General features: G+C 64.6%; 25 protein-coding genes and 1 tRNA gene. 5 read left to right on the forward strand and 21 right to left on the reverse strand.

The features are described from left to right. Positions 1–24: 24 nt before the first annotated feature. Positions 25–405 (reverse strand): type II toxin-antitoxin system VapC family toxin, encoded by a 381-nt coding sequence (locus tag NDB2M1_RS04100; protein WP_072379729.1) that lies wholly within the window; start codon positions 403–405, stop codon positions 25–27. Beyond that, entirely contained in the window at positions 402–788 is a 387-nt protein-coding gene (locus tag NDB2M1_RS04105; RefSeq protein WP_072379731.1) for a ribbon-helix-helix protein, CopG family, read from the reverse strand. The genes NDB2M1_RS04100 and NDB2M1_RS04105 overlap by 4 nt, the downstream gene beginning before the upstream one ends. Positions 789–916: 128 nt before the next feature. Between NDB2M1_RS04105 and NDB2M1_RS04110 the strand changes: the two genes are divergently transcribed. Both NDB2M1_RS04110 and NDB2M1_RS04115 read left to right on the forward strand, forming a co-directional pair. Then, positions 917–1,630, forward strand: a complete 714-nt coding sequence (locus tag NDB2M1_RS04110) for a glutathione S-transferase family protein (protein ID WP_072379733.1) — start codon at positions 917–919, stop codon at positions 1,628–1,630. A 184-nt stretch (positions 1,631–1,814) separates the two neighbouring features. Then, entirely contained in the window at positions 1,815–2,459 is a 645-nt protein-coding gene (locus NDB2M1_RS04115) for a tetratricopeptide repeat protein (protein ID WP_054120717.1), read from the forward strand. 8 nt (positions 2,460–2,467) lie between these two features. On the opposite strand, the gene NDB2M1_RS04120 is transcribed toward NDB2M1_RS04115, so the two are convergent. From NDB2M1_RS04120 to glmU, 3 genes are read right to left on the reverse strand one after another with little or no spacing between them, the layout of a single operon-like run. After that, on the reverse strand, positions 2,468–2,920 hold the full coding sequence (locus NDB2M1_RS04120; protein WP_072379735.1) for a DUF3291 domain-containing protein: 453 nt from the start codon (positions 2,918–2,920) through the stop codon (positions 2,468–2,470). Between the two features lie 12 nt (positions 2,921–2,932). After that, positions 2,933–3,376 carry an aminoglycoside 6'-N-acetyltransferase gene (gene aac(6'), locus NDB2M1_RS04125; protein WP_072379737.1) on the reverse strand — a complete coding sequence of 148 codons (444 nt, stop codon included), beginning with the start codon at positions 3,374–3,376 and terminating at the stop codon, positions 2,933–2,935. Continuing rightward, positions 3,373–4,734 (reverse strand): bifunctional UDP-N-acetylglucosamine diphosphorylase/glucosamine-1-phosphate N-acetyltransferase GlmU, encoded by a 1,362-nt coding sequence (gene glmU, locus NDB2M1_RS04130; RefSeq protein WP_072379740.1) that lies wholly within the window; start codon positions 4,732–4,734, stop codon positions 3,373–3,375. The genes aac(6') and glmU overlap by 4 nt, the downstream gene beginning before the upstream one ends. A gap of 59 nt (positions 4,735–4,793) precedes the next feature. Here glmU and NDB2M1_RS04135 point away from each other — a divergent pair, with 59 nt between their 5' ends. The 3 genes from NDB2M1_RS04135 to NDB2M1_RS04145 all read left to right on the forward strand — a co-directional run bounded on the left by NDB2M1_RS04135 (position 4,794) and on the right by NDB2M1_RS04145 (position 6,678). Next, positions 4,794–5,468 (forward strand): HAD-IA family hydrolase, encoded by a 675-nt coding sequence (locus NDB2M1_RS04135; protein ID WP_072379742.1) that lies wholly within the window; start codon positions 4,794–4,796, stop codon positions 5,466–5,468. Positions 5,469–5,572: 104 nt separating this feature from the next. Further along, a complete protein-coding gene (yghU, locus tag NDB2M1_RS04140; protein WP_072379744.1) occupies positions 5,573–6,418 on the forward strand; it encodes a glutathione-dependent disulfide-bond oxidoreductase in 846 nt (281 codons plus the stop codon). Positions 6,419–6,603: 185 nt separating this feature from the next. After that, a tRNA-Gln gene (locus NDB2M1_RS04145) sits at positions 6,604–6,678 on the forward strand. A gap of 204 nt (positions 6,679–6,882) precedes the next feature. Here the strand turns inward: NDB2M1_RS04145 and NDB2M1_RS04150 are convergent. The 16 genes from NDB2M1_RS04150 to NDB2M1_RS04225 form a co-directional block, all read right to left on the reverse strand. Beyond that, positions 6,883–7,485, reverse strand: coding sequence for a DUF4145 domain-containing protein (locus tag NDB2M1_RS04150; RefSeq protein ID WP_171955313.1), 603 nt, complete (start codon positions 7,483–7,485; stop codon positions 6,883–6,885). A gap of 111 nt (positions 7,486–7,596) precedes the next feature. Continuing rightward, positions 7,597–8,400 carry a DNA adenine methylase gene (locus NDB2M1_RS04155; RefSeq protein WP_072379746.1) on the reverse strand — a complete coding sequence of 268 codons (804 nt, stop codon included), beginning with the start codon at positions 8,398–8,400 and terminating at the stop codon, positions 7,597–7,599. Positions 8,401–8,419: 19 nt separating this feature from the next. Then, positions 8,420–8,569: a Com family DNA-binding transcriptional regulator gene (locus NDB2M1_RS23390; RefSeq protein ID WP_083554638.1), complete on the reverse strand. Its 150-nt coding sequence runs from the start codon at positions 8,567–8,569 to the stop codon at positions 8,420–8,422. A 146-nt stretch (positions 8,570–8,715) separates the two neighbouring features. Beyond that, positions 8,716–9,168 carry a phage tail assembly chaperone gene (locus NDB2M1_RS04165; protein ID WP_216233936.1) on the reverse strand — a complete coding sequence of 151 codons (453 nt, stop codon included), beginning with the start codon at positions 9,166–9,168 and terminating at the stop codon, positions 8,716–8,718. A 24-nt stretch (positions 9,169–9,192) separates the two neighbouring features. Further along, positions 9,193–9,882 carry a gp53-like domain-containing protein gene (locus tag NDB2M1_RS04170; RefSeq protein WP_072379748.1) on the reverse strand — a complete coding sequence of 230 codons (690 nt, stop codon included), beginning with the start codon at positions 9,880–9,882 and terminating at the stop codon, positions 9,193–9,195. A 12-nt stretch (positions 9,883–9,894) separates the two neighbouring features. Continuing rightward, positions 9,895–10,557, reverse strand: coding sequence for a YmfQ family protein (locus NDB2M1_RS04175; RefSeq protein WP_083554639.1), 663 nt, complete (start codon positions 10,555–10,557; stop codon positions 9,895–9,897). Further along, a complete protein-coding gene (locus NDB2M1_RS04180; RefSeq protein WP_072379750.1) occupies positions 10,554–11,603 on the reverse strand; it encodes a baseplate J/gp47 family protein in 1,050 nt (349 codons plus the stop codon). Before NDB2M1_RS04180 ends, NDB2M1_RS04175 begins: the two co-directional genes overlap by 4 nt. Further along, positions 11,600–12,079, reverse strand: a complete 480-nt coding sequence (locus tag NDB2M1_RS04185) for a phage GP46 family protein (protein WP_072379752.1) — start codon at positions 12,077–12,079, stop codon at positions 11,600–11,602. The genes NDB2M1_RS04180 and NDB2M1_RS04185 overlap by 4 nt, the downstream gene beginning before the upstream one ends. Beyond that, positions 12,076–12,603, reverse strand: a complete 528-nt coding sequence (locus tag NDB2M1_RS04190) for a phage baseplate assembly protein V (RefSeq protein WP_072379754.1) — start codon at positions 12,601–12,603, stop codon at positions 12,076–12,078. Before NDB2M1_RS04190 ends, NDB2M1_RS04185 begins: the two co-directional genes overlap by 4 nt. Then, positions 12,600–13,667 carry a phage baseplate assembly protein gene (locus tag NDB2M1_RS04195; protein WP_072379756.1) on the reverse strand — a complete coding sequence of 356 codons (1,068 nt, stop codon included), beginning with the start codon at positions 13,665–13,667 and terminating at the stop codon, positions 12,600–12,602. Before NDB2M1_RS04195 ends, NDB2M1_RS04190 begins: the two co-directional genes overlap by 4 nt. Next, positions 13,664–14,908, reverse strand: a complete 1,245-nt coding sequence (locus NDB2M1_RS04200; RefSeq protein WP_072379758.1) for a DNA circularization protein — start codon at positions 14,906–14,908, stop codon at positions 13,664–13,666. The genes NDB2M1_RS04195 and NDB2M1_RS04200 overlap by 4 nt, the downstream gene beginning before the upstream one ends. Continuing rightward, positions 14,905–16,392, reverse strand: coding sequence for a tape measure protein (locus NDB2M1_RS04205; protein ID WP_143146607.1), 1,488 nt, complete (start codon positions 16,390–16,392; stop codon positions 14,905–14,907). Before NDB2M1_RS04205 ends, NDB2M1_RS04200 begins: the two co-directional genes overlap by 4 nt. 21 nt (positions 16,393–16,413) lie before the next feature. Beyond that, positions 16,414–16,491 carry a hypothetical protein gene (locus NDB2M1_RS23395; RefSeq protein WP_371328183.1) on the reverse strand — a complete coding sequence of 26 codons (78 nt, stop codon included), beginning with the start codon at positions 16,489–16,491 and terminating at the stop codon, positions 16,414–16,416. A gap of 38 nt (positions 16,492–16,529) precedes the next feature. Next, positions 16,530–16,844, reverse strand: a complete 315-nt coding sequence (locus NDB2M1_RS04215) for a phage tail assembly protein (protein ID WP_072379762.1) — start codon at positions 16,842–16,844, stop codon at positions 16,530–16,532. Beyond that, positions 16,841–17,206 carry a phage tail tube protein gene (locus NDB2M1_RS04220; protein ID WP_072379764.1) on the reverse strand — a complete coding sequence of 122 codons (366 nt, stop codon included), beginning with the start codon at positions 17,204–17,206 and terminating at the stop codon, positions 16,841–16,843. The genes NDB2M1_RS04215 and NDB2M1_RS04220 overlap by 4 nt, the downstream gene beginning before the upstream one ends. A gap of 57 nt (positions 17,207–17,263) precedes the next feature. Beyond that, complete coding sequence (locus NDB2M1_RS04225) at positions 17,264–18,727, reverse strand: phage tail sheath subtilisin-like domain-containing protein (RefSeq protein ID WP_072379765.1); 1,464 nt, start codon at positions 18,725–18,727, stop codon at positions 17,264–17,266. Positions 18,728–18,762 lie beyond the last annotated feature (35 nt).

The following is an 18,762-nucleotide window of genomic DNA, read 5'->3' on the forward strand; positions in this document are numbered from 1 at the left end:
TTTCGCTTAGAGAAAAGGGGGCGCTTAGAGAGTATAGGGGACGCGGATACCCGGCATTTCCGCCGGGAAGTCCTTGGTGTTGCGGGTAACGAGGACGCGGCCGCGGGTCAGCGCGGTGGCAAGGATGATGGCATCGGGCGATTTCAAGCGGGGCCGTTCGCGCCGCAAGGCCGCTGCCCGTGACGCAATTTCCATGTCGATCTCGTCGATGGCAAACCGGTCAAGGAAGGCCTCCGTCTCGCGCAGGGCCTGACCTTCGCCTTTCGAGAGGATCTCGATCCAGGCCATGCGGCTCAGCCAAAGCCGTCGTCCCGCCGAAGCGGCGCGTTTGAGCTCGGTGCGCGCACGATCGTAGCCGAGCAACGCGTCGATCACGATATTGGTATCGAACGCATAGTCGCTCACCGAGGGTCATCTTTCGACTGGGCGTCATCTTCCGGTTTCGGCTGAGCGCCGCGCATGGCGAGATAGATGGCGCGCTGGCGATCATCTTCGGCATCGAACAGGTCCGGGAACTCCGCCTTGGTCGCCTCGTAGTCGTCATCCCAGGGGCGGGTCCACGAAGCCCGCTCGCGCCGCTGCCATTCGACAGAATCGCCGATGTCGGTGCGGTCCTTCCACAGACCGAAACCCAGATCGATCCAGTCCGTGCCCGAAGACGCGGCCTGCGCCTTGTAGGTCGCCACTGCTTCGCGCAGCACCGATGCGCGAGACTTGCCCTGCTCGGCCGCGCGGGCATCGAGCCACTGGATGTCCTCTTCCGGAAGATCGGCAAGGATACGCGTCATAGTGATATCGCGATATCATATCATGATATCATGTCAAGCCAATTGCAGGCCTTGCCACCCTTTCGCCACACGGTAATCTTGCAGAGGTAAACAAGTCCGTACAGCCGATGCGGGAAAGGGGAGCCGAGATGGCCGATGCATCCACCCTCAAGGTCTATCACCTGCCCGGCGCGTGGGGTCTCCCCACGGTCAGCCCGTTCTGCCTCAAGCTCGATGCCTGGCTGCGGATGACGGGCATCCCGCACGAGAGCATCACCGCGCCGACCCCGTTCGCCGGGCCCAAAGGCAAGGCGCCGTGGATCGAGCTCGATGGGAAGAAGCTGGGCGATTCAACCTTCATCGTGGCCCATCTTGCTGCGCGGTTCGGCGTCGATCCCGATGCGCACTTAACGCCGGCCCAGCATGGCATGGCGGTGGCGATCCAGCGGCTGATCGACGAGAACCTTTATTGGACGATGGTCCATGATCGCTGGATGAACGATGCCAATTGGAAGCAGTTCCGCGACGTCGTGCTGAGCGGGGTTGCCGCTCCGCTGCGCCGGGTGCTTGGCCCCATCGCTCGGCGCGGCGTCAAGAAGCAGCTCGAAGGCCATGGCATCGGCATCCATGAACCAGAGGAAATCGCCGCCATCGGTCGCCGCGATGTCAATGCGCTTGCGGCGATCCTCGGTGATCAGGACTGGTTCTTCGGCGATACGCCCAGCACGATCGATGCGGTTGCCTATGCCCAGCTCGTCAACATCTGGCGCGCGCCGTTCGAAAGCGAAGTGCGCCGCGCCATCGGCCAGACGCCCAACCTCGTCGCCTTCATCGACCGGTTTGCGGCGAAGTATTACAGTTGATGGCCCTGAGACAAACCCGCCACAGCGATGAAGGTTGCGTTTGACCGCCCCAACTCCTCCGCCATATCATCTTCCAATCTCAGAGCCAGCGGAGAAGCGAATCGGCGGCCTGCGGTTTGGTATAGGCACTCTCCTCGCCGCCGGTAGCCTTGCCGCTGGCGCAAGCACAGCCTGTGCGGCAGACATGACGCCAGAGCAGGCACAGGCAGCCGTCAATGCTGCCTTCGCCGAACAAAAGCGTGGCAATCTCGAAGGCGTCATTCCGCTGCTCGATCCCGTCATCGCAGCGTTTGAATCGATGCAGGCTAGGAGCGCGACGTTCTGTAGCGAAAATCAAAAGCAGACCCTCGCGCTGCTTCTCACCGCAGCCTCGGATCATAACGAGGGCAAGTCTTCAGCCCCCGGCGGCAAGACCGTTGTGGTCAACGAAGCCTTCTGCATCGCTCTGTTCCTGAAGGGCTATGTCATGGTTGACATGGGCCGGAATGCTGAGGCCGAGACCTTCCTGCGCCGTGCGCACGAGGGAGAACCTCTCAACGCGCATTTCCTCAACGAATACGCCGAGTGGTACAAGATGGCTGGCCAGTGGCAGCGCGCGCATGATCTGTTCGCCGAAGCTCTGGACAAAGCAAGCTACGCTGACGACGAAAGCCAGCCCAAATACCGTGCGCGGGCGCTGCGCGGCATGGGCTATACGGAAATCGAACTTGGCAAGCTGGATGATGCCGAAAAGCACATGCTGGAATCGCAGAAATACGATCCAGACAGCAATGCCGCCAAACACGAGCTCGAATACATCGCCAGACTGCGCAAACACCGAAGCACTTGAATGCCCGGTCAACCCGAACGATTTGCTCGCCACCATTTGAACGTGAACACCGCCGCGCTCGGCCCGTCACGGCCCAGCTGCGCCAGCTTGTCGAGCGCCTCGGCCACGCTCGGGATGTGGCCCTCCGGCACCTCCCACAGCGCCAGCGAAGGCTCCATCGGCTCGAACCACTCGCCCCGCCGCGCCAGCACGCTGCGGTGATCGGCCTGGCGATAGGCAAAGGCCTCGAGCGAAGGCACATCGCGCCAGACCGAGAGGTTGACGATGAAATCGGCGTCCCCCGCCACCGCCTCGATCGCGGTCGCATCGTTGGCATCGCCTTCACCCACCAGCCGCCAGATGAACCCGTCCGCCACATCGGCCTGCGCATTCACGTGATCGAGCGCGTCCATGAAAGACTGGTTGGCGGGGTCCGCCTTGGGGCGGCGGAAGCGGGCGACATTGAGCTGAGCAATCGGCATCGAAATCTCTTGTCAGAGTTCGCGGCGGAAATAGACGACGCGCTCGGTCTCGGCAAATCCTGCGGCGCGGTGGAATGCGTGGCTATCCGCATCATCCTCCAGCGCATCGGAGGCAAATTCGCTGCACTCGTGCGCCCGGCCCCAGTCTGCCACCGCATCGCACAGCCGCCGCGCAAGGCCCTGCCCGCGCGCCGATGCATCGACGTAAATGCCTTCCAGAAACACCACGGGCGAGGTCTCGCACCCGTTCACATAGTCATGCCGCAGGGCGGCTTCCGCAAAGCCGACGACCTTGTCACCATCGAGCGCGACCAGATTGAGCAGGCGCTCCGGCTCGCCCAGCTGTTCCTGCGCCTCGGCGCGATGTTCCGCCGCGGTCAGCTCGTCCCACAGCGCATGGCGTAGCGCCGCCCAGCCATCGAGGTGATCCTCCGTGGCCGGGACGATCTCGATCATTTCCGCTCGGCCTTCTTGCGCTTCATCGCGTCGTGGAAGCGGTCGGCCCAGCCGGGCTTGACCAGCTGCTCGCCGCGCACAAGCCGGAGCTCGCCATCCGCCACATCGCGGCTGACGGCGCTACCCGCCGCCACGATCGCGTCCGCGCCGATCTTCACCGGCGCGATGAGGGCAGAGTTGGAGCCGATGAAGGCACGCTCGCCGATCACCGTGCGATACTTGAAGTAACCGTCATAATTGCAGGTGATCGTGCCCGCGCCGATGTTCGCGCCCGCGCCCACATCCGCATCGCCGAGGTAGGTGAGGTGGTTGGCCTTGGCGCCTGCGTGCAATACCGCGTTCTTCACTTCGACGAAATTGCCGACGCGCGCCTTCTCTTCCAGCACCGCGCCCGGCCGCAGCCGCGCGAAGGGCCCTACCGAAACGCCCGGCTCCAGCCGCGCGCCCTCGATATGGCAGAAGGCGTGGATCACCACGTTGTCCGCCACGGTCACGCCGGGGCCGAACACCACATTCTGCTCCACGGTCACATCGCGGCCGAGCACGGTGTCCCAGGCAAACCACACCGTCTCGGGCGCGACGAGGCTGGCGCCGTCCGCCATCGCTTGCAGCCGGCGCTTCTTCTGCCAGCGCGCTTCGGCTTCGGCGAGTTCGGCGCGGCTGTTGATCCCCGCCACTTCATCGGCATCGTCCGTCACCACCACCGCGCAGACGCGGCCATCGCCGTTCGCGACGTTGACGATGTCGGTGAGGTAGTATTCGCCTTGCGCATTGTCGTTGCCGACCCGCGCCAGCAGGGCGAACAGTTCGCTCCCGCGCACCGCCATCAGGCCTGAATTGCACAAACGGCAAGCGCGCTCGGCTTCGGTCGCATCCTTGTGCTCGACCATCTTCGTGACCACGCCGTTCTCGGCGATCACGCGGCCATATTGCAGTGCATCCTCGGGCTCGAAGCCCAGCACGACCACCGCCGGATTATCGTCACCATGCAGCCGCTCCAGCATCGCGCGCATTGTCTCGGTTCGCACGAAAGGAACGTCGCCGTAGAGAATCAGCACATCGCCTGCGAACCCGGCCAGCGCGCCTTCGGCCTGCTGCACGGCATGGCCGGTGCCGAGCTGCGGGTCCTGCACGGCAAGGTCCGCAGTGCCGTCCAGCGCCTTCTCGAGCTGCTCGCGCCCGGCCCCCACCACGACGACCTTGCGCGCCGGTTCCAGCGCATCGGCGCTGGCCAGCAAGTGCATCAACATCGGCCGCCCGGCGATCGGGTGGAGCACCTTGTGCAGGTCGCTTTTCATGCGGGTGCCCTTGCCGGCGGCAAGGACGACAAGAGCGAGCGGAGCGGGAGCATCAGTCATGCGCGTTCCTTGCCAGCATTTCCTTGCAGTTTCCAGAATGCGCCGCCACGGAGCGGGGCATGACGGATTTTCCCTTCCAGATCGTCGGATTCGACCTCGACGGCACCTTGCTCGACACGGCGGCGGACCTGGCCCATGCCCTCAACCATGCACTGGGCCATATCGGCCGCGAACCCGTCTCGCTCGATCTCGCCCGCACCTTCATCGGCGGGGGCACCGGGCAGATGCTGCGCGCGGCGCTCGCTCATGGCGGCAGCGCAGACGGGATCGACGTGACGGCGCTGCAAGACGTGCTGGTCGGCTTCTATGCCGAGAACATTGCCCGCCACACCGCACTGTTCTCCGGCGGCGAGGCCATGCTGGACGCGCTTGCCGCGCGCGGCGTCCACCTCGCCATCGCCACCAACAAGCGCGAGGACCTTGCCCGCCGCCTGTTCGACGAAATGGGCCTCACCCCGCGCTTCGCCACGATCATCGGGGGCAACACGCTGGGGCCGGGCCGCGCCAAGCCTGCGCCGGACATGCTCCACGAAATGGTGGCGCGCTGTGGCGGCGGGAGGGCTGCATTCGTGGGGGACACGACGTTCGACGTGGGAGCAGCGCGCGCGGCGGGCCTGCCGGTCGTCGCCGTGAGCTTCGGGTTCAACGACCTGCCGCCCCGCGAGCTCGGCGCCGACGCGGTGATCGACCATTTCGACGAGCTCGTCTCTGCGCTGGAAGCCCTGTCGCGATAGAAAAAGGTGGGGCGCCAGCAGAATATCTGCGCCCCCCGTCCGCCTTGCCATCGTCACACCGCGACGCCACTCTTGGGGCACGCCATTCCCAAGAGGAGATTCATATGTCCGAAGAATACGTGCCGCCCAAGGTCTGGGTCTGGGACAAGGCCAACGGAGGCGCCTTTGCGGGCGTCAACCGCCCCACCGCCGGTGCGCAGAAGGACGTGGAACTCCCGGTCGGCGAGCATCCGTTCCAACTCTATTCGCTCGGCACGCCCAACGGTCAGAAAGTCACGATCATGCTCGAGGAGCTGCTCGAGCTGGGCATCGCGGAAGCCGAGTATGATGCCTGGCTGATCAAGATCTTCGAAGGCGACCAGTTCGGCAGTGGCTTCGTCGATCTCAATCCCAATTCCAAGATCCCCGCGATGCTCGACAAGAGCGGACCCGAGCCGTTTCGGCTGTTCGAATCGGGCGCGATGCTGCTCCACCTTGCCGACAAGTTCGGCCAGTTCATCCCCGCTTCCGGCCCCGCGCGCGCCGAAGTGCTTTCCTGGCTGTTCTGGCAGGTCGGCTCGGCGCCGTTCATGGGCGGCGGCTTCGGGCACTTCTATGCCTATGCGCCGTTCAAGATCGAATATGCGATCGACCGCTATTCCATGGAAACCAAGCGGCTGTTCGACGTCGCCAACAACCAGCTGAAGCAGACTCGCTTCCTTGCGGGCGACGAGTACACGATCGCCGACATGGCGGCCTATCCGTGGCTGGGCAACATTTACCGCGGCGAAGCCTACGGCGATGCGGCGACGTTCCTTTCGATGCACGAATACGAAGCCGTCGGCCGCTGGGTCGCGGAAATCGACGCGCGTCCGGGCGCCAAGCGCGGCCGCCTCGTCAACACCAACAAGGGCATCCTTGAACGCCACAGCGCGGCCGACTTCGACGCGCTGCCGGAAGGCACGCTTTAAAGCCACTATCCTCCCACATCCGCTCACCCTGAGCCTTTCGAAGGGTCCTTACGCGACCGCCGCGCGTAATGCTTCGACAAGCTCAGCAAGAGCGGGTGTGGGGAATGGTGTGAACGAAGAGGGTGCATCTGCCCCATCCGCCCCTTGTCCAATGCAAACCCGCCGCTATAAGCGCGCCACCCTGATGGGGCGTCGCCAAGTGGTAAGGCAGCGGTTTTTGGTACCGCCATCCGCAGGTTCGAATCCTGCCGCCCCAGCCAGCCTTCCCGCACTCGCATCGATCAGCGCCTTGCCGCATGCCCACCCCAACCCCTCCCGCAGGCGGGAGGGGCATTAAGGGCTGCGCTTAATTCCCCCCTCCCGCTTGCGGGAGGGGTCGGGGGTGGGCAGCGGCCAAACACCGCGCTAGTGAAGCGCGACAAGAGCTTCTGGAGTAGCGGACAAGACATTCTGGAGCACTCAATTCAGCCTCGCCCGGGGTCTTGATCTCGGCGATTGATGCCCGCGAGCTTACCTGGTGGCAATGATGCAAAGACTTCATCGACGTGCCGGGGCTCAGTTATGACCTTCTCTACGATGAGATTGATCAACCGAAACAAAGCCAAAGCCATGCCCGGATCGTCACGCAAATCGATCGTTCCAGGATGGACAGCCTCGTTGCCAATGACCCTCACCGAATCGAGAGCTCGTTGAATGATTGGTGTGATTTTTCCCTTGGCAACTAGCTCGCCGATCATCGCGTTTATGTCGCCAGGAGTTGCGCCGATAAGAGGACAAAACTTCTGGATTGCAAGACGCAACAGGGCAGCAGCGCCACGGGGGGATTGCCCAACAATCAGTCTAGCCTCCTCAAAGTCAGCTCTGATCTCGTCAGGCATGTCTGGCGATGGAAGAGGCGCATCCACATAGAGCGGGAAGATTACCTGATCGCCGAAAAAGATGGTCTCCCGTGAACAAACTAGGCAGCCAGCAAAGATGAACCCTCGCTCCTTGGTGCTTCGCCCACCACCAATGCCACCATTGGGTATAGCAAGGTAGTTTAGCCAGCCCATAGCCTGCTGGGTCATCGAGTGACAATGAGGGCAAACAAACGAGATGTTTGGCTCCTCGCTTCCAGCATCCATCCACGCGGTGATTGCCTCAACGGGATTACTCTTCGACATCCTCAACTTTGCCCTTCACGGTGAAGATCGCGCGGTGATGATCAGCTCTCTGGCAGGCCGCTGCCCACCACCCACGCCATAATGCAGGCTGACCTCCTCGATGTCGAATCCGGCGAAGAGACGTCGAACCTCCGGGGTATCATTCAACGACAAGATGAAGCGCCCCTGCAACTGCTCTAAGAGGTCTCTCAGAGCCACGAAGTCGGCCTCTGAAAACAGCCCGATGCCATAGTCATCCGTGCACCCCCAGTACGGCGGATCGAGGTAAAACAGTGTCCCCGGCCTGCTGTCATAGCGGGTGATACAGGCCGCGAACGGCAGGCGCTCGATCACCACTCCGCAAAGCCGCTCATGCACATCCTCGAGCATCGGCACGATCTTGGTCAGATCGAACCGGGCACCTTGCTGAAAGTCGATGCCGAAGGTCTGCTTGGCCACCTTCCCGCCGAAGGCCGCACGCTGCAGGTAAAGGAAGCGCGCTGCGCGTTCGAGGTCGGTCAGCGTCTCCGGATCAACCTGTGCCAGCCGCTCGAACTCGGCCCTGCTGCACACCTGCCATTTGAGCACGTCGAGGAACTGCTGGTAGTGCCGCTGCAGGATGCGGAAGAGCGTCACAACATCGCTGTTGATGTCGTTGATTACCTCCATCTGTGGCCGACGCCGACGGCGGAAGAATACCCCACCCATGCCCACGAAGGGCTCGACATAGCGGGTGTGCGGAATAGCCTCGATCCGCTCCGAGATACGTTTTGCCAGCGCGCGCTTGCCGCCCTGCCATGGTGCGACCGGCCTTACCGGCTTGATTGGTTGTAGATCCACATCTGGTCTCCGACGGCGCTCAATCCCGCGCTCTCGGAGGGCTCACTGGCCTCAGCTGATTGATCTGGCGGCACCGCCGGCACTTGATCTCGATCGTGCCTGCCAGTGCCCCAGTATCTGCCTTGAACAGCAGCGCGTTGCAAGCGCCGCACCTAAACGACTCCTTCATGTGTGAGCACCTATCACTGCTCCGCCGTGACGGCCGGGGGAGCCTGAAGGCTGGCGCGCCAGCCCCAAGGTGCGAGCTTGTCTCTCGCGGTTCGAGGCGTTGCGACCGCCTCGGCCGCCCCCGTTAGAGGGCAGCGTGGTATCTCCTCAGCTGTTGGCGGGCGCTGTTGGCCAATCTTCGCCTTCCATGTCGAGATCGCGAAGCGCCTGGCGATACGCCGCCCAGGCCGATTTCAGTTCCGGCTGGTCGACCAGTGTGTCGCCGAGCTGGGTCCAGTCGCTGGCGGCGAGCAGCCGATCGCGCTGCCGCTGCCGCATCGTCTGCCGGGTTTCCGGATCCTGCTCACGCGTTCGTGCGAGCGGACCATTGCCCAGGTCGACAATTTCGAGACCGGCGGACTGGTCGTCCATCAGCCTACCGTACGTCTGATCGCTGATCGCCACGGCGTCTGCCGGGATGAGGCAATCCGGATTGGGCACCATCTTGGGCCGCTTCCCGGCCTTGATCTCCCGCGCGGACTGCGGAGCTGGGATCAGCTTCGCGCCGTGGATGTCCTCATCGTAGAAACCGCCGGCTTCGGCACTCCAGAATTTGCCCATGTCCAAATCTCCGTCTTGTGGCGATCACTTGCCGATCGCGATGTAGTCGAGGCCGCTGATCGAGTTCGTCGCGTCCCCATCGAAGTTGAAATAGAAGCTGGCGCCGGTCGGCGACTTGCTCACGCCCTGGCACCACACGTCGTACGAGTTGTTCGCCGGCAGGTTCACGGCAACCGGGATTGCAGCGTAGCAGGCGGTTGGGAAGGTCGTCGGGAAGGTGACAGCTACGCTACCCTCGCTGTAGGCCCCGCGAAGGTAGCCCCACTGCAGCAGCCAACCGCCGGGCAGCGGCACATAGCCATTGAGCCCGGCAACGCCGGCAAACGCTGCAGCAAGGCCTGCCGGCGTGATCGCCTTGGTATCCAGCGAGCCGGCGGTAATCTCGGCCGAGCTGGACTTGGGCACGTTGATGGTCCGGTTCGCCGCCAGATCGCCACCGCCGGTGGCGAGGCCCGACGTATTGACCTGCCGGGTAGTCGGAACAGCGCCGCCGCCCGCCCCGATCACGCCGGAAATAAGGTCGAGCACCGCTGCCCGAAGCTGGGTTTCGTCGCCCTTTTCGAGCGTGATGCCCTGCTGCTCGATCAGGTAGCAGAGCGCCTCCTGAACGTCGTTCATCCAGTCGGCAGAGATCCGCGTGGCGCGCTGTCCGGTGGCGGGATTGCCCTCGTCGAACTTGCCCTCAACGTTCCCCAATGTGTCGATGCGGTGCATGTCAGATCCTTCTCATCGCGTGAAATCAAACCACAGGGCCGGCTCTGGCTCGACCTCGTAGGCAAACAGGACGGTGGTGTGAGCCGGGCGCGCGCGGCCGATCAGGCATTCCAGATCAAGTGCGCCCCAGCCGCGGAGCGGTATTCCGACTGGATCGCCGGCCTCTGCGACCGCAACGGGCAATTCCCCTTGCTGCGTTCCGTTGAACGGGAGGACGCGCACGGTCCATGCAAACGCCCAGGCCTCGCCGTACAGTTCGGCATCGCATGCCATGCCGACAACTGCCGGCCGGTGCTCATCGATCTCGATCAGGAACCCCGCCTTAGCGGCCAAGTCGATGAAGTACGCAATGGTCTGGCCGCCCGTCGACGTCAGCTTCTGATGCAGCGCTGCCTGTCGTTCCCGCGCTGTCTCTGGCGCGCCTGTGCATGTGTCGGGAAGCCCGGCCACGCGCTCCCAGTCCGGCAGCAGCTCATAGGCTGTGCGCGGATCAGCTTCCTCGATCAGATCAATGCCGCGCGCATCGATACGGGCCAGTTCGACCGCCAGCCCGGACAGGAGCTTGCCAAGCGTGGTACCAGCTTCGCAGATCCAAGCGGCACCGCGCGGCAGCAGGGCGCGCAGCTGCTCGAAGTAGGCGCCCGATCCACGTGGATAGATCATCTCGCCGCTCATGCAAACGTGATGCTCCCAAGCACGGGCAATACGCCCGGGCTTGCCGTGGGGTTGCCGGCCGGAGCGCTGAGGACGTGGTTGAACTCACCCTCGGCCTGGCTGATCGCTTCATTGATCCGGCTGAGGTAGATGGTGCCGCCCGGCTCGGCCTCACGCCGGAAGAAATCCTGCAACTCGGCGGTGATTGCGGCTTCTACTGCCGGCGTGGGGGGCGTCGCGGCGACAGTGAAGTTCACAGGCAACGTCGCTGGCGCGAAAACGGTCAAAGCAGCGGTCACCGGCCGCAGTTGATCAAGGGCCTGCTGGACCGCCAGCACGTCGCCGGCAAGCGGAACCGGGTCGACCCGGCCGTCCATGACGAATGTCAGCCCCACAGTTCCGGCCCCCAGCCAGCCGGGGTAACACCATGCGCGCGTGACACCGGCCTGCTCCAGCGCCCAGCCCACATAGTCGGACGCTGTGCCGCCTTTGGGCGGTGTCCGGATCCGCTGCAGGAGCCGGGCGCGCAAGGCCTCGTCGTCCTCCTCTTCGGCCCCTGCCGTCGTTGTCGCGACGACGGTGACCGTCGCGTTGATGCCGGGAGTTGGCGCCGAAAGCGTCAGGACGGTTCCGCCTGCAACGTTGCCGCCGAGCCCCGCATCCACTGCCTGCAGCAAGACCACGGCAGTGCCGCCGCTGATCGTCGCCGCAGCCGTCGCGGCGTAAATCGCGCCATCGCTCCGCGCCACTTGTGTGCCCGCAGGAATGACCGCGCCGTTGGTCCCTGTCGCAGTGGCAGAAATGATCGCCGCGACAGCTGCCTTGCGACGGAGGCCCCACACAGCGCAGTGACGGACAAGAAAGTCGCTTGACGCAGTATCGGGCATCAGCTGCTCGGCAACATTGGCCAGATAGCCGTAGAGCCCGGCAGCCGCGCCGGCGTGCACCCGGGCAAGCACGTCCAGCACCGAATGGCGCAGCCGGCTGTCGGCGCCGGGGAGCCGCGACTCTATGTCGGAGCGAGCGCGCTCGATGAGCGCCGAAAGGGTCGGACGGACCAGCGTCATGATACGGATGCCTCCCAGGTGAAGTCGTAGCGCTCGCGCGCAGGGCCGGTCGGCCGATCGAGCGTGACAGCGATCGCGAGGCGGTCACCCTGCACCTCGACCTCGACGGAAACTGCGCTGGCGATGCCGTCCCGGATCAGCCAGCCCAGCGCGTCCAGGACATGCTGGCGCGCGTCGCGAAGGACCTGCTGCGTGACTTTTGATCGGCGCAGCAGCCAAAGGCGCGAGCCGATGGCGTTCCTATCGTCACGATCCGCAGCGGCCGAGCTGACCTCTCCGCCGAAGTCATCACCCCACCAGCCGCCGCGATCGCCGCCCTCTTCGGGCAGGATCGCCGTGTCGTCCGCGCGCGCGTCCGAAAAGAGCGAGATAAGGATAGCCGAGCGAAGCCCCGAATGCGTCTGCAGCGCTCCGCTGCTCAGCACGAGGTCGGCGATCGACGTGTCGTTGTTCCATTCAAGAGCAAGGTCGATCATGCCGCTGTCACCTTCGCGCTGCCGCTGATGATCTTGCCCGTCGTGAGGTTCACGTCGTCGCCGACACGAGCAACGGCTGCGCCGCCGTCGCCGCCGAGCCGGACGTCATCGGCCTCGATCACTGCGATCGGCGCGATCACCCGCACTTTGGCCACCCCCTCGATAGTGAGCTCGTTGCGCCCAAGCTTCACCACGTTGCCGAGATCATCGTGCATGGCGACTTCGCCGGCCTCGAGGCCGCGCAGGCGATAGCGCCTGTCACCAACAGCGATCACAACGCCATGGCTGCGCAGGCCCCCAACGAAGCCAACAAGGGCTTCTGCCCCCGCATGTGGCACGCTGGTGAAGCCGTAGTCCTGCAGGCGCTCGACCGCATCGTGCGTCTCATCGGCCAGAAGGTCGATCTGCAGCTCCTGCGCCTGCGGCTCGTCGGAAACGAGATTGACGATCGCGCGCGACAGCATCAGCCGTACGCGACCCGCGATTGGCGCGATCAGACGGAGCATATCTTCGCGCGCGTTCATCGCTTCGGCTCCGGCTCGGCCAGCTGTGCCCATGCCTCTGGCGGTACCAGCGTGAGCTCGCTGATCGTTCCACCCTCACCATCACGCGCCAGGCGCACCCGCTCGATCAGCAAGGTCTCGTCAACGGCGCACCACGGAATGCGCACATAGGCGCGCGCGCCTGGCCGCCAGACCGGACCGGAAGCATAGTTGCCGGCATACCAGCCCGGTACGGTGACCCGGCGCTGCAGGCTTCTGGCGGCGCGGGTCTGTGCCTCCCACGCCGCGCGCTTGCGCAGGCTGGCCGTATCGGACTGCTCTTCGGCAACAACCAGCAAGGGCCGGTAACGCGTGACGCCAGCGTCGCGGGTTTCCGCCTTCACCTGCGCCGTAGCTCGCCCATGACGGTTGTCATCGCCCGATGCCTGCCCCTTCACCACGTAGTCGGAAAACCGCGCGCTGTGGTCCTGGTCGCTCTCTGCGGCGAGCACGTTGACGCCGGAGATGATCTGCCCGGCGACTTCGCCGCTGTCCGGATTGCCGATGCGGATCGTGCCATCGCCCGTCGACCAGGCGATCACGCCGCGGTAGCGCGCCATGCGCTCGATTGCGGTCCATGCAGTCTCGCCCTGCTGCAAGGCGAAGCGGGTGAAGGGCTTGCCCGTATCGGTCTGGACTTCAATCTCGACACCGAATGGCGCTGCGATTTCACGCGCGATCGCCTCAAGCTTCTGGCCGCGCCACATCCCGGGCGAGTTGATGGCCGAGCAGTCGACCAGATCGGCTGCCTTGTCGCGGCCGCGCAGATTGATCGAGACATTCTGGCTGTCGATCGAGCGGCTCACTGCGTCGACATAACCCGTCACCACCGTTTCCGCGCCCAACGTCACCTGGCACGGCATGCCGGCCGAAACCGCCCACGCCAGATCGCCAGTGCGGACCCTGCTCGTGAAGCTGATGTCAAAGCCGCCTGCGACGGTGTCGATGCCGCGCTCGATGGAGATCGACGTCCAGCCCGCCCACCCGCGCCCATCGAGCCAGAGCGTCACGTCATGCCGCGCGAGACGATCAAATGCCGCTGTCATGCCGCACCTGTCTCGATGGCGGCGGTGTCGCCCGCGGTCAGCAGCTGCAACTCCACGCCGACGGGCAGGAAGCCCGGGTGCAGCACAGCATTGCGCGCCGCCAGCTCCGCCGCGCGATCGGCCACATCCTTGCGGCCATAGACACGGTTGGCGAGGCGCAGCGCCGGTTCGCTCTGCGGAAGCACCACGCCATAGGTGCGAGCGAGGTTCGATCCGCGCACGGCGATGTCCCGGGTTACCGCTCGGCGAAGCAGGTCAAAGGCCTCTGCGGTGTCGTCATCGCCGGCATCGGCCGCCGCGATCGCGAGCACATCGAAGCGCGTTGTCACAGCGTCCCGAATGCCCACGGCTTCCTCGTAGCTGGCGAAGCTGCTGGCACTCACGGCGCGGGCCAGCTCGGCGGCCGTCGTCATGCGGAAGGCGTTCAGCAAGGCGTCACGGTTGGCCGCTTCGCGAACTCGGTTGCGGGTGGCAGCGAATGACCCCGGCTCTTGCGGGATCCAGTCGAGCATGATCGTCAGTGCCGCGATCTTGCGCCGCGGCGATGTGCTCAGCGCCGAGACCGTCGAGACCAGGCCAACAATCGCAAGGCCGAGCGACAGGGGCGCGCGCAGCAAGCCTTGCATGTTCGCGGGCAACAGCGAGAGTCCGGCTTCGAATGCCCGCAGCGCAGGGCCGACGCCGCCCTGCAGACTGGCTGCGATCTGCGTTGTCTGCGCCATGCCGGTGATGAGGGTGGCCGACGCGTCCTCGACAAACGCCGCTGCATCCTCGATCGAGAACGAACCGGCGAGCCGTTCGGGCACCGCGGCGACAACCTCGTCTGCTGCTGCGGCACCCTGCTTTCCGCCTTCAACTGCAACGGGCGCGGCGACTTCGATCCCCGCCTCCGCAAAGGTGACGTTGAACCAGCACATCCCGCCATCCTCGGTGCTCTCCGAGGTACGATAGTCCATGACCGCAACCATCATCTGGCCATGCCAGGGATGGACGAGGAGGCCCGGACCTTGCGCCTCGAGCGCATCGATCAGCGCATCACGCGCGCTGCGATAGTCCGCGCCGATCACGTGGAATTCCAGCACGAACTGGCGCGCGCGACGGCCAAGGTCTTCGATCAGCGGCTCATCGCGCCCAGGCATCTCGAACACCGCATTGCGCCGCCCACCACTGCGTTCGTGCGACTGCGTGCGGAACGGCACGCCGCGGAACGAGCCCGGCTGATAGTCCTCGCGCCAGCTCATTGCGGCGTCCCCATCGAGCGGCCATACTGCAGCAGCAGCGGCACCTTGGGATTGTCGGACTTCATCTCGCGGGTGCGGACACCCCAGCCATCGGGAGCAACCAGCTCGACCTTGACCGCGCCGCCAACCTTGACCGGCGCCGAGCCCTGAAAGTCCCTGGCGGAATAGCCGCTCGCGCCTTGACGCAAAGGAGACGGCCTTGTGAGGCGCGGCGTGGCTCCCCCCGGTGGCGATGGCGGACGGCCGGGAGGCGGCGCGGGCGGCTTGCCGGTGACGATGTCGATTACCCTGTTGGTCAATCCAATGGATGGAGTGAGCGCGGTCGCGATCTCTGAGGCGGCGCGAACCCGATCCCAGTTTTGTGCGATAAGCAGTACGAAGTCAGCTATGCGCTTGGCCGCTTCACCGACCTCCCGAAGATCAGATTTGATCGCATCCCAGTCCGACTGCTTGAAGCTCGTGAGCCAGTTGACGGCCTCTTCCAGCTTCTTCGAAATGAATTCTGCCCAAGCCTTCAACTGCCCATTGGCGGAGATCTTGCCTACCCACTCGAGCAGCTGCTGAAGCTTTCCTTTTACCAGGTCAAAAATGCCGGCGTCCGCGATCATCACCAGGAAGCGGGACCATGCGTCCTTGAGGTTGGAGATGATGCCAAACAGCGTCTTGCTCTGGGCCTCCATTGCGCCGCCGAATTTGCTATCCCAAATGCCGGTGATCGCCTTCTTCATGGCGAGCGAGTTCTTGGCGACATCGAGCGACATCGCCTTGCCATCCTTCGTCCAGCTGAAGCGAACCTTCTTGCCCTGCTGGCTGGCGGAGATCCCGAACTCCTTGAGCCTCTCGAACTCACCCTGCATGACATCTGCCAGTGCTTCGACCGCGCTGCCGACGTCCTTGTTCATTGCCGCCGCCGCATCCCCCGCGCTGCGCAACGAGCCGTCCATTGCATCGATGCCGTAGCTGCGGAGTTGCAGGAACGCCGCTGTCACCTGTTCGAGCTCATAGGGCGTGTCGGCGGCGAACTTCTGGATCCAGTTCATCGCAGCTTTGCCCTTGGCGATCGAACCGAACTCCCGGTTGAGCTGGGTTTGGAAGGCCTCGAATTGCCCCGCTGTGCTGAACAGATCGTAGAGTGAGAACGTAACGGCGCCGATGCCGGCCGCACCGGCCCACCGCGCAGCATCCACTGCGAACGCGCCAATGCCTCGCGCAAGTCGCCCGATGCCGAAGCCCGCCAGCTCGGCCGCATCGCCCCAGCTGCCGAGGCCCGCTTTTCCCGCCCAGTACTTCGCCGCTCGCCCCGCCGCGCCGATCGCGCCGACCAGCACGCGCGACGCCCGGTCAAGCCGGGTGATCTCCGCCGCCTCGCGGCCTACCCGGCCAACGTCACGCGCCATTTCCTTCGCATGCCGACCGATGCCTTTCATCGAATTCTGGATGCGCTTGGCCGGGGCTGTCACCCGGTCGATCGCCTCCAGCATCATCGAGAACTTGAGAGACATAGGTCACCCTCCGCGCAGCGCGTGGATCCGCTCGGCCTGGCCGAGCCACATTTCCAGTTCGTCGGCCGTGAGCGCCATCAACTCCGATGGCGGCCAGCCGAATACGATCGCGAGATCGGCTAGGAGGTCCCGCCAGTTTTGCGGGAACTCGGCACGAAGCCGCCAACAAGCTCCCCCAGGCCGGCCAAGTCCTCCGCGTCCAGGTTCTCGACTTCCTGCGCGTCGAGATTGGTCAGCTTGCCGATCAGGGCGAGCGTGATAGCCACGTTCTGGCCCTCGAACTGGTCGACGACGCGCATGTCCTTGCCCTTGGGCCTGCGCAGCACGATCGTTGCACCGGCCGGGCGCAGTTCCTCCTCGCGCTCGGTGCCATCGGTGCTGCGCGTGTTGAGGATGATCGGATGCTGCAGCGTATAGGTGAGCGGCGCCTTCACAGCACTTCCTCCGCCGGCGGGCCTTGGAAGACGACCTTGGCCTTGCCATCCTGGCTCCACGTGATCACGTCGGAGACGTAGGCGTTGCGCATCAGCCATGTCGTTCCCGTATCGGTCACCAGGATCACGGTGGCGTTGTCGATCGCGCGCAGTGCGGAAAGGCTCACGCCCTTCTTGTAGAGGATGTTGACCTCGCACTTGGCAGGCTTGGTCGACTCCTTGAACGCGCTGGCATCATTGTCGCCCTCGACCGGCTCGCGCATCGTGCCGCCGATTTCCATGCTCGAGGTGCCATCGGTGGGATAGGTAGCGCCGTCGATCTTGAGATTGACCTGGCCGACCACCTGGTTGGGATTGGACATCGTGGGTGCCTTTCTGAAAGTGGGATGAGAAGCCTCTCAGAGGCCGCTTGCGCGGCGTCAGAGCCGGAACTGGATCGCGGCCGCGAACTGGCGGAACTGGTTGACGATGTCGGGCGGCACGAGTGCATTGATGCGGTTCACGTCGCTCTCGTCGCGCTCCACGATGATGTCGGCGATGAACTGGTCGAGGTTCTCGACAAGGCCGGCCGCTTCCCATTCGCGGGCAAGCGCGATGATCTCCATGCGAATGACGGAGGGCGTCACGATCGCCTGCCCGACGCCGTACTTTGTGCCGTCCGACGCAAGCTTGTGGCGTGGGAACTTGCTCACGATCCGGGCGCGCAGCGTCGCGCGCAAATAAGCCAGCGTGGTCACCGTCTCGAGGTCGAGATAAGCAACGCTTTCGATGCCGAGCGCGTCGGTCTGATACGTCGTGATCGAGCGCTCGATGCGGCAAGTCCCGCCGCTGTCGACGGTGTAGGTGGCAATGCCGTCGGCAAGCAGCAGTTCGCGCTGGGCACGGGTAAACCGCGTGGCCTCGACCGGTGCGATCAATCCGGTGAGCGGCAGCGTCTGCAGCGGTCGGGCCGGATCGATCGCGGTGTAGAAGCCGCAGACAGCCGCATAGATCGCCGCCGCCTCGGGCTCCCAAGTCGGGCTGTCACCGATGCCAAGGATGGTCACCAGCTCGCTGTTGCGCGCGGCACCGAAAGCGGTGAGCGCCCCAGTGTTGCCGCTCTTCGCCAGATAGGCCACGCTCTCCAGCATCCGCTGGGCGCCCCACCGGCTGTCCAGCTCCGCCTTGATCTTGCCGAAGGTGGTAGCGTCGCTAAGCGCGGAGACGATCGTGCGATAGGGTTCGTCGCCGATCACCGGCCACACGCCGTCGATATCGGGATCCGTTGCGCCGCCGGACATGGCCGCAAATGCGAGCGCAATGCCGGTCGGGACCTGGGCGCGGCTAAGGTAGTTCTGAAGCACGTCGATCGCGTTGCCGACGGTGCCCTTGTGCCGGCAGGTCAGGGTGACCACACCCGCGGCCGCCGCCGCAGTTACCGGAAGATCGGGATTGGCGGTGATTGCCGCCACGATCGCCGTCGCAACGTTGGCCGCAGTCGCCGCCGCCGCGACAGGCACATCGATCTGGACGCCCGCGACAAGGAGCGGGATCGTGCCGGCGTTCGCAGCGGTGCCGGTCACCGTGATCGTACCCGTCGCGGCCGCGCCGCCGCCGATATCATCGAGCGCGATCGCATAGATCTTCGAGTAGCGATCGACCTTGCGATAGGCGGAGATCATGCGGGCAAGCATCGAGCCGCGGCCGAAGCGGGTAATCCCCTCGCTGGCATCCGCGATCGCGCGGACAGTCAGCGCCGGAGTAGTACCCGAGGCAAGGCGCTGCCCGATCAGCAGAACGCGGTTGTCGATCGGCGCGATGCCCGAAACAGCCCGGCTCGCGTCGAACTCGATCATCTGCCCGGGAACGCGCGTGCTGGCCGGGATAGTGTTGAAGCTGATCATGCGGTTTTCCTTTTTCCGGAAACGACATCGCCAGC

The sequence above is a fragment of the Novosphingobium sp. NDB2Meth1 genome, assembly GCF_900117425.1.
Lineage (GTDB): Bacteria > Pseudomonadota > Alphaproteobacteria > Sphingomonadales > Sphingomonadaceae > Novosphingobium.

What these genes read in the sequence shown, in the direction of transcription:
- NDB2M1_RS04105 (WP_072379731.1), bottom strand. Translation starts at nt 788, where the DNA reads ATGACGCGTATCCTTGCCGATCTTCCGGAAGAGGACATCCAGTGGCTC.
- NDB2M1_RS04110 (WP_072379733.1), top strand. Translation starts at nt 917, where the DNA reads ATGGCCGATGCATCCACCCTCAAGGTCTATCACCTGCCCGGCGCGTGG.
- NDB2M1_RS04115 (WP_054120717.1), top strand. Translation starts at nt 1,815, where the DNA reads ATGACGCCAGAGCAGGCACAGGCAGCCGTCAATGCTGCCTTCGCCGAA.
- NDB2M1_RS04120 (WP_072379735.1), bottom strand. Translation starts at nt 2,920, where the DNA reads ATGCCGATTGCTCAGCTCAATGTCGCCCGCTTCCGCCGCCCCAAGGCG.
- glmU (WP_072379740.1), bottom strand. Translation starts at nt 4,734, where the DNA reads ATGACTGATGCTCCCGCTCCGCTCGCTCTTGTCGTCCTTGCCGCCGGC.
- NDB2M1_RS04135 (WP_072379742.1), top strand. Translation starts at nt 4,794, where the DNA reads ATGACGGATTTTCCCTTCCAGATCGTCGGATTCGACCTCGACGGCACC.
- yghU (WP_072379744.1), top strand. Translation starts at nt 5,573, where the DNA reads ATGTCCGAAGAATACGTGCCGCCCAAGGTCTGGGTCTGGGACAAGGCC.
- NDB2M1_RS04150 (WP_171955313.1), bottom strand. Translation starts at nt 7,485, where the DNA reads ATGACCCAGCAGGCTATGGGCTGGCTAAACTACCTTGCTATACCCAAT.
- NDB2M1_RS23390 (WP_083554638.1), bottom strand. Translation starts at nt 8,569, where the DNA reads ATGAAGGAGTCGTTTAGGTGCGGCGCTTGCAACGCGCTGCTGTTCAAG.
- NDB2M1_RS04165 (WP_216233936.1), bottom strand. Translation starts at nt 9,168, where the DNA reads ATGGGCAAATTCTGGAGTGCCGAAGCCGGCGGTTTCTACGATGAGGAC.
- NDB2M1_RS04170 (WP_072379748.1), bottom strand. Translation starts at nt 9,882, where the DNA reads ATGCACCGCATCGACACATTGGGGAACGTTGAGGGCAAGTTCGACGAG.
- NDB2M1_RS04175 (WP_083554639.1), bottom strand. Translation starts at nt 10,557, where the DNA reads ATGAGCGGCGAGATGATCTATCCACGTGGATCGGGCGCCTACTTCGAG.
- NDB2M1_RS04180 (WP_072379750.1), bottom strand. Translation starts at nt 11,603, where the DNA reads ATGACGCTGGTCCGTCCGACCCTTTCGGCGCTCATCGAGCGCGCTCGC.
- NDB2M1_RS04185 (WP_072379752.1), bottom strand. Translation starts at nt 12,079, where the DNA reads ATGATCGACCTTGCTCTTGAATGGAACAACGACACGTCGATCGCCGAC.
- NDB2M1_RS04190 (WP_072379754.1), bottom strand. Translation starts at nt 12,603, where the DNA reads ATGAACGCGCGCGAAGATATGCTCCGTCTGATCGCGCCAATCGCGGGT.
- NDB2M1_RS04195 (WP_072379756.1), bottom strand. Translation starts at nt 13,667, where the DNA reads ATGACAGCGGCATTTGATCGTCTCGCGCGGCATGACGTGACGCTCTGG.
- NDB2M1_RS04200 (WP_072379758.1), bottom strand. Translation starts at nt 14,908, where the DNA reads ATGAGCTGGCGCGAGGACTATCAGCCGGGCTCGTTCCGCGGCGTGCCG.
- NDB2M1_RS04205 (WP_143146607.1), bottom strand. Translation starts at nt 16,392, where the DNA reads ATGATGCTGGAGGCGATCGACCGGGTGACAGCCCCGGCCAAGCGCATC.
- NDB2M1_RS04220 (WP_072379764.1), bottom strand. Translation starts at nt 17,206, where the DNA reads ATGTCCAATCCCAACCAGGTGGTCGGCCAGGTCAATCTCAAGATCGAC.
- NDB2M1_RS04225 (WP_072379765.1), bottom strand. Translation starts at nt 18,727, where the DNA reads ATGATCAGCTTCAACACTATCCCGGCCAGCACGCGCGTTCCCGGGCAG.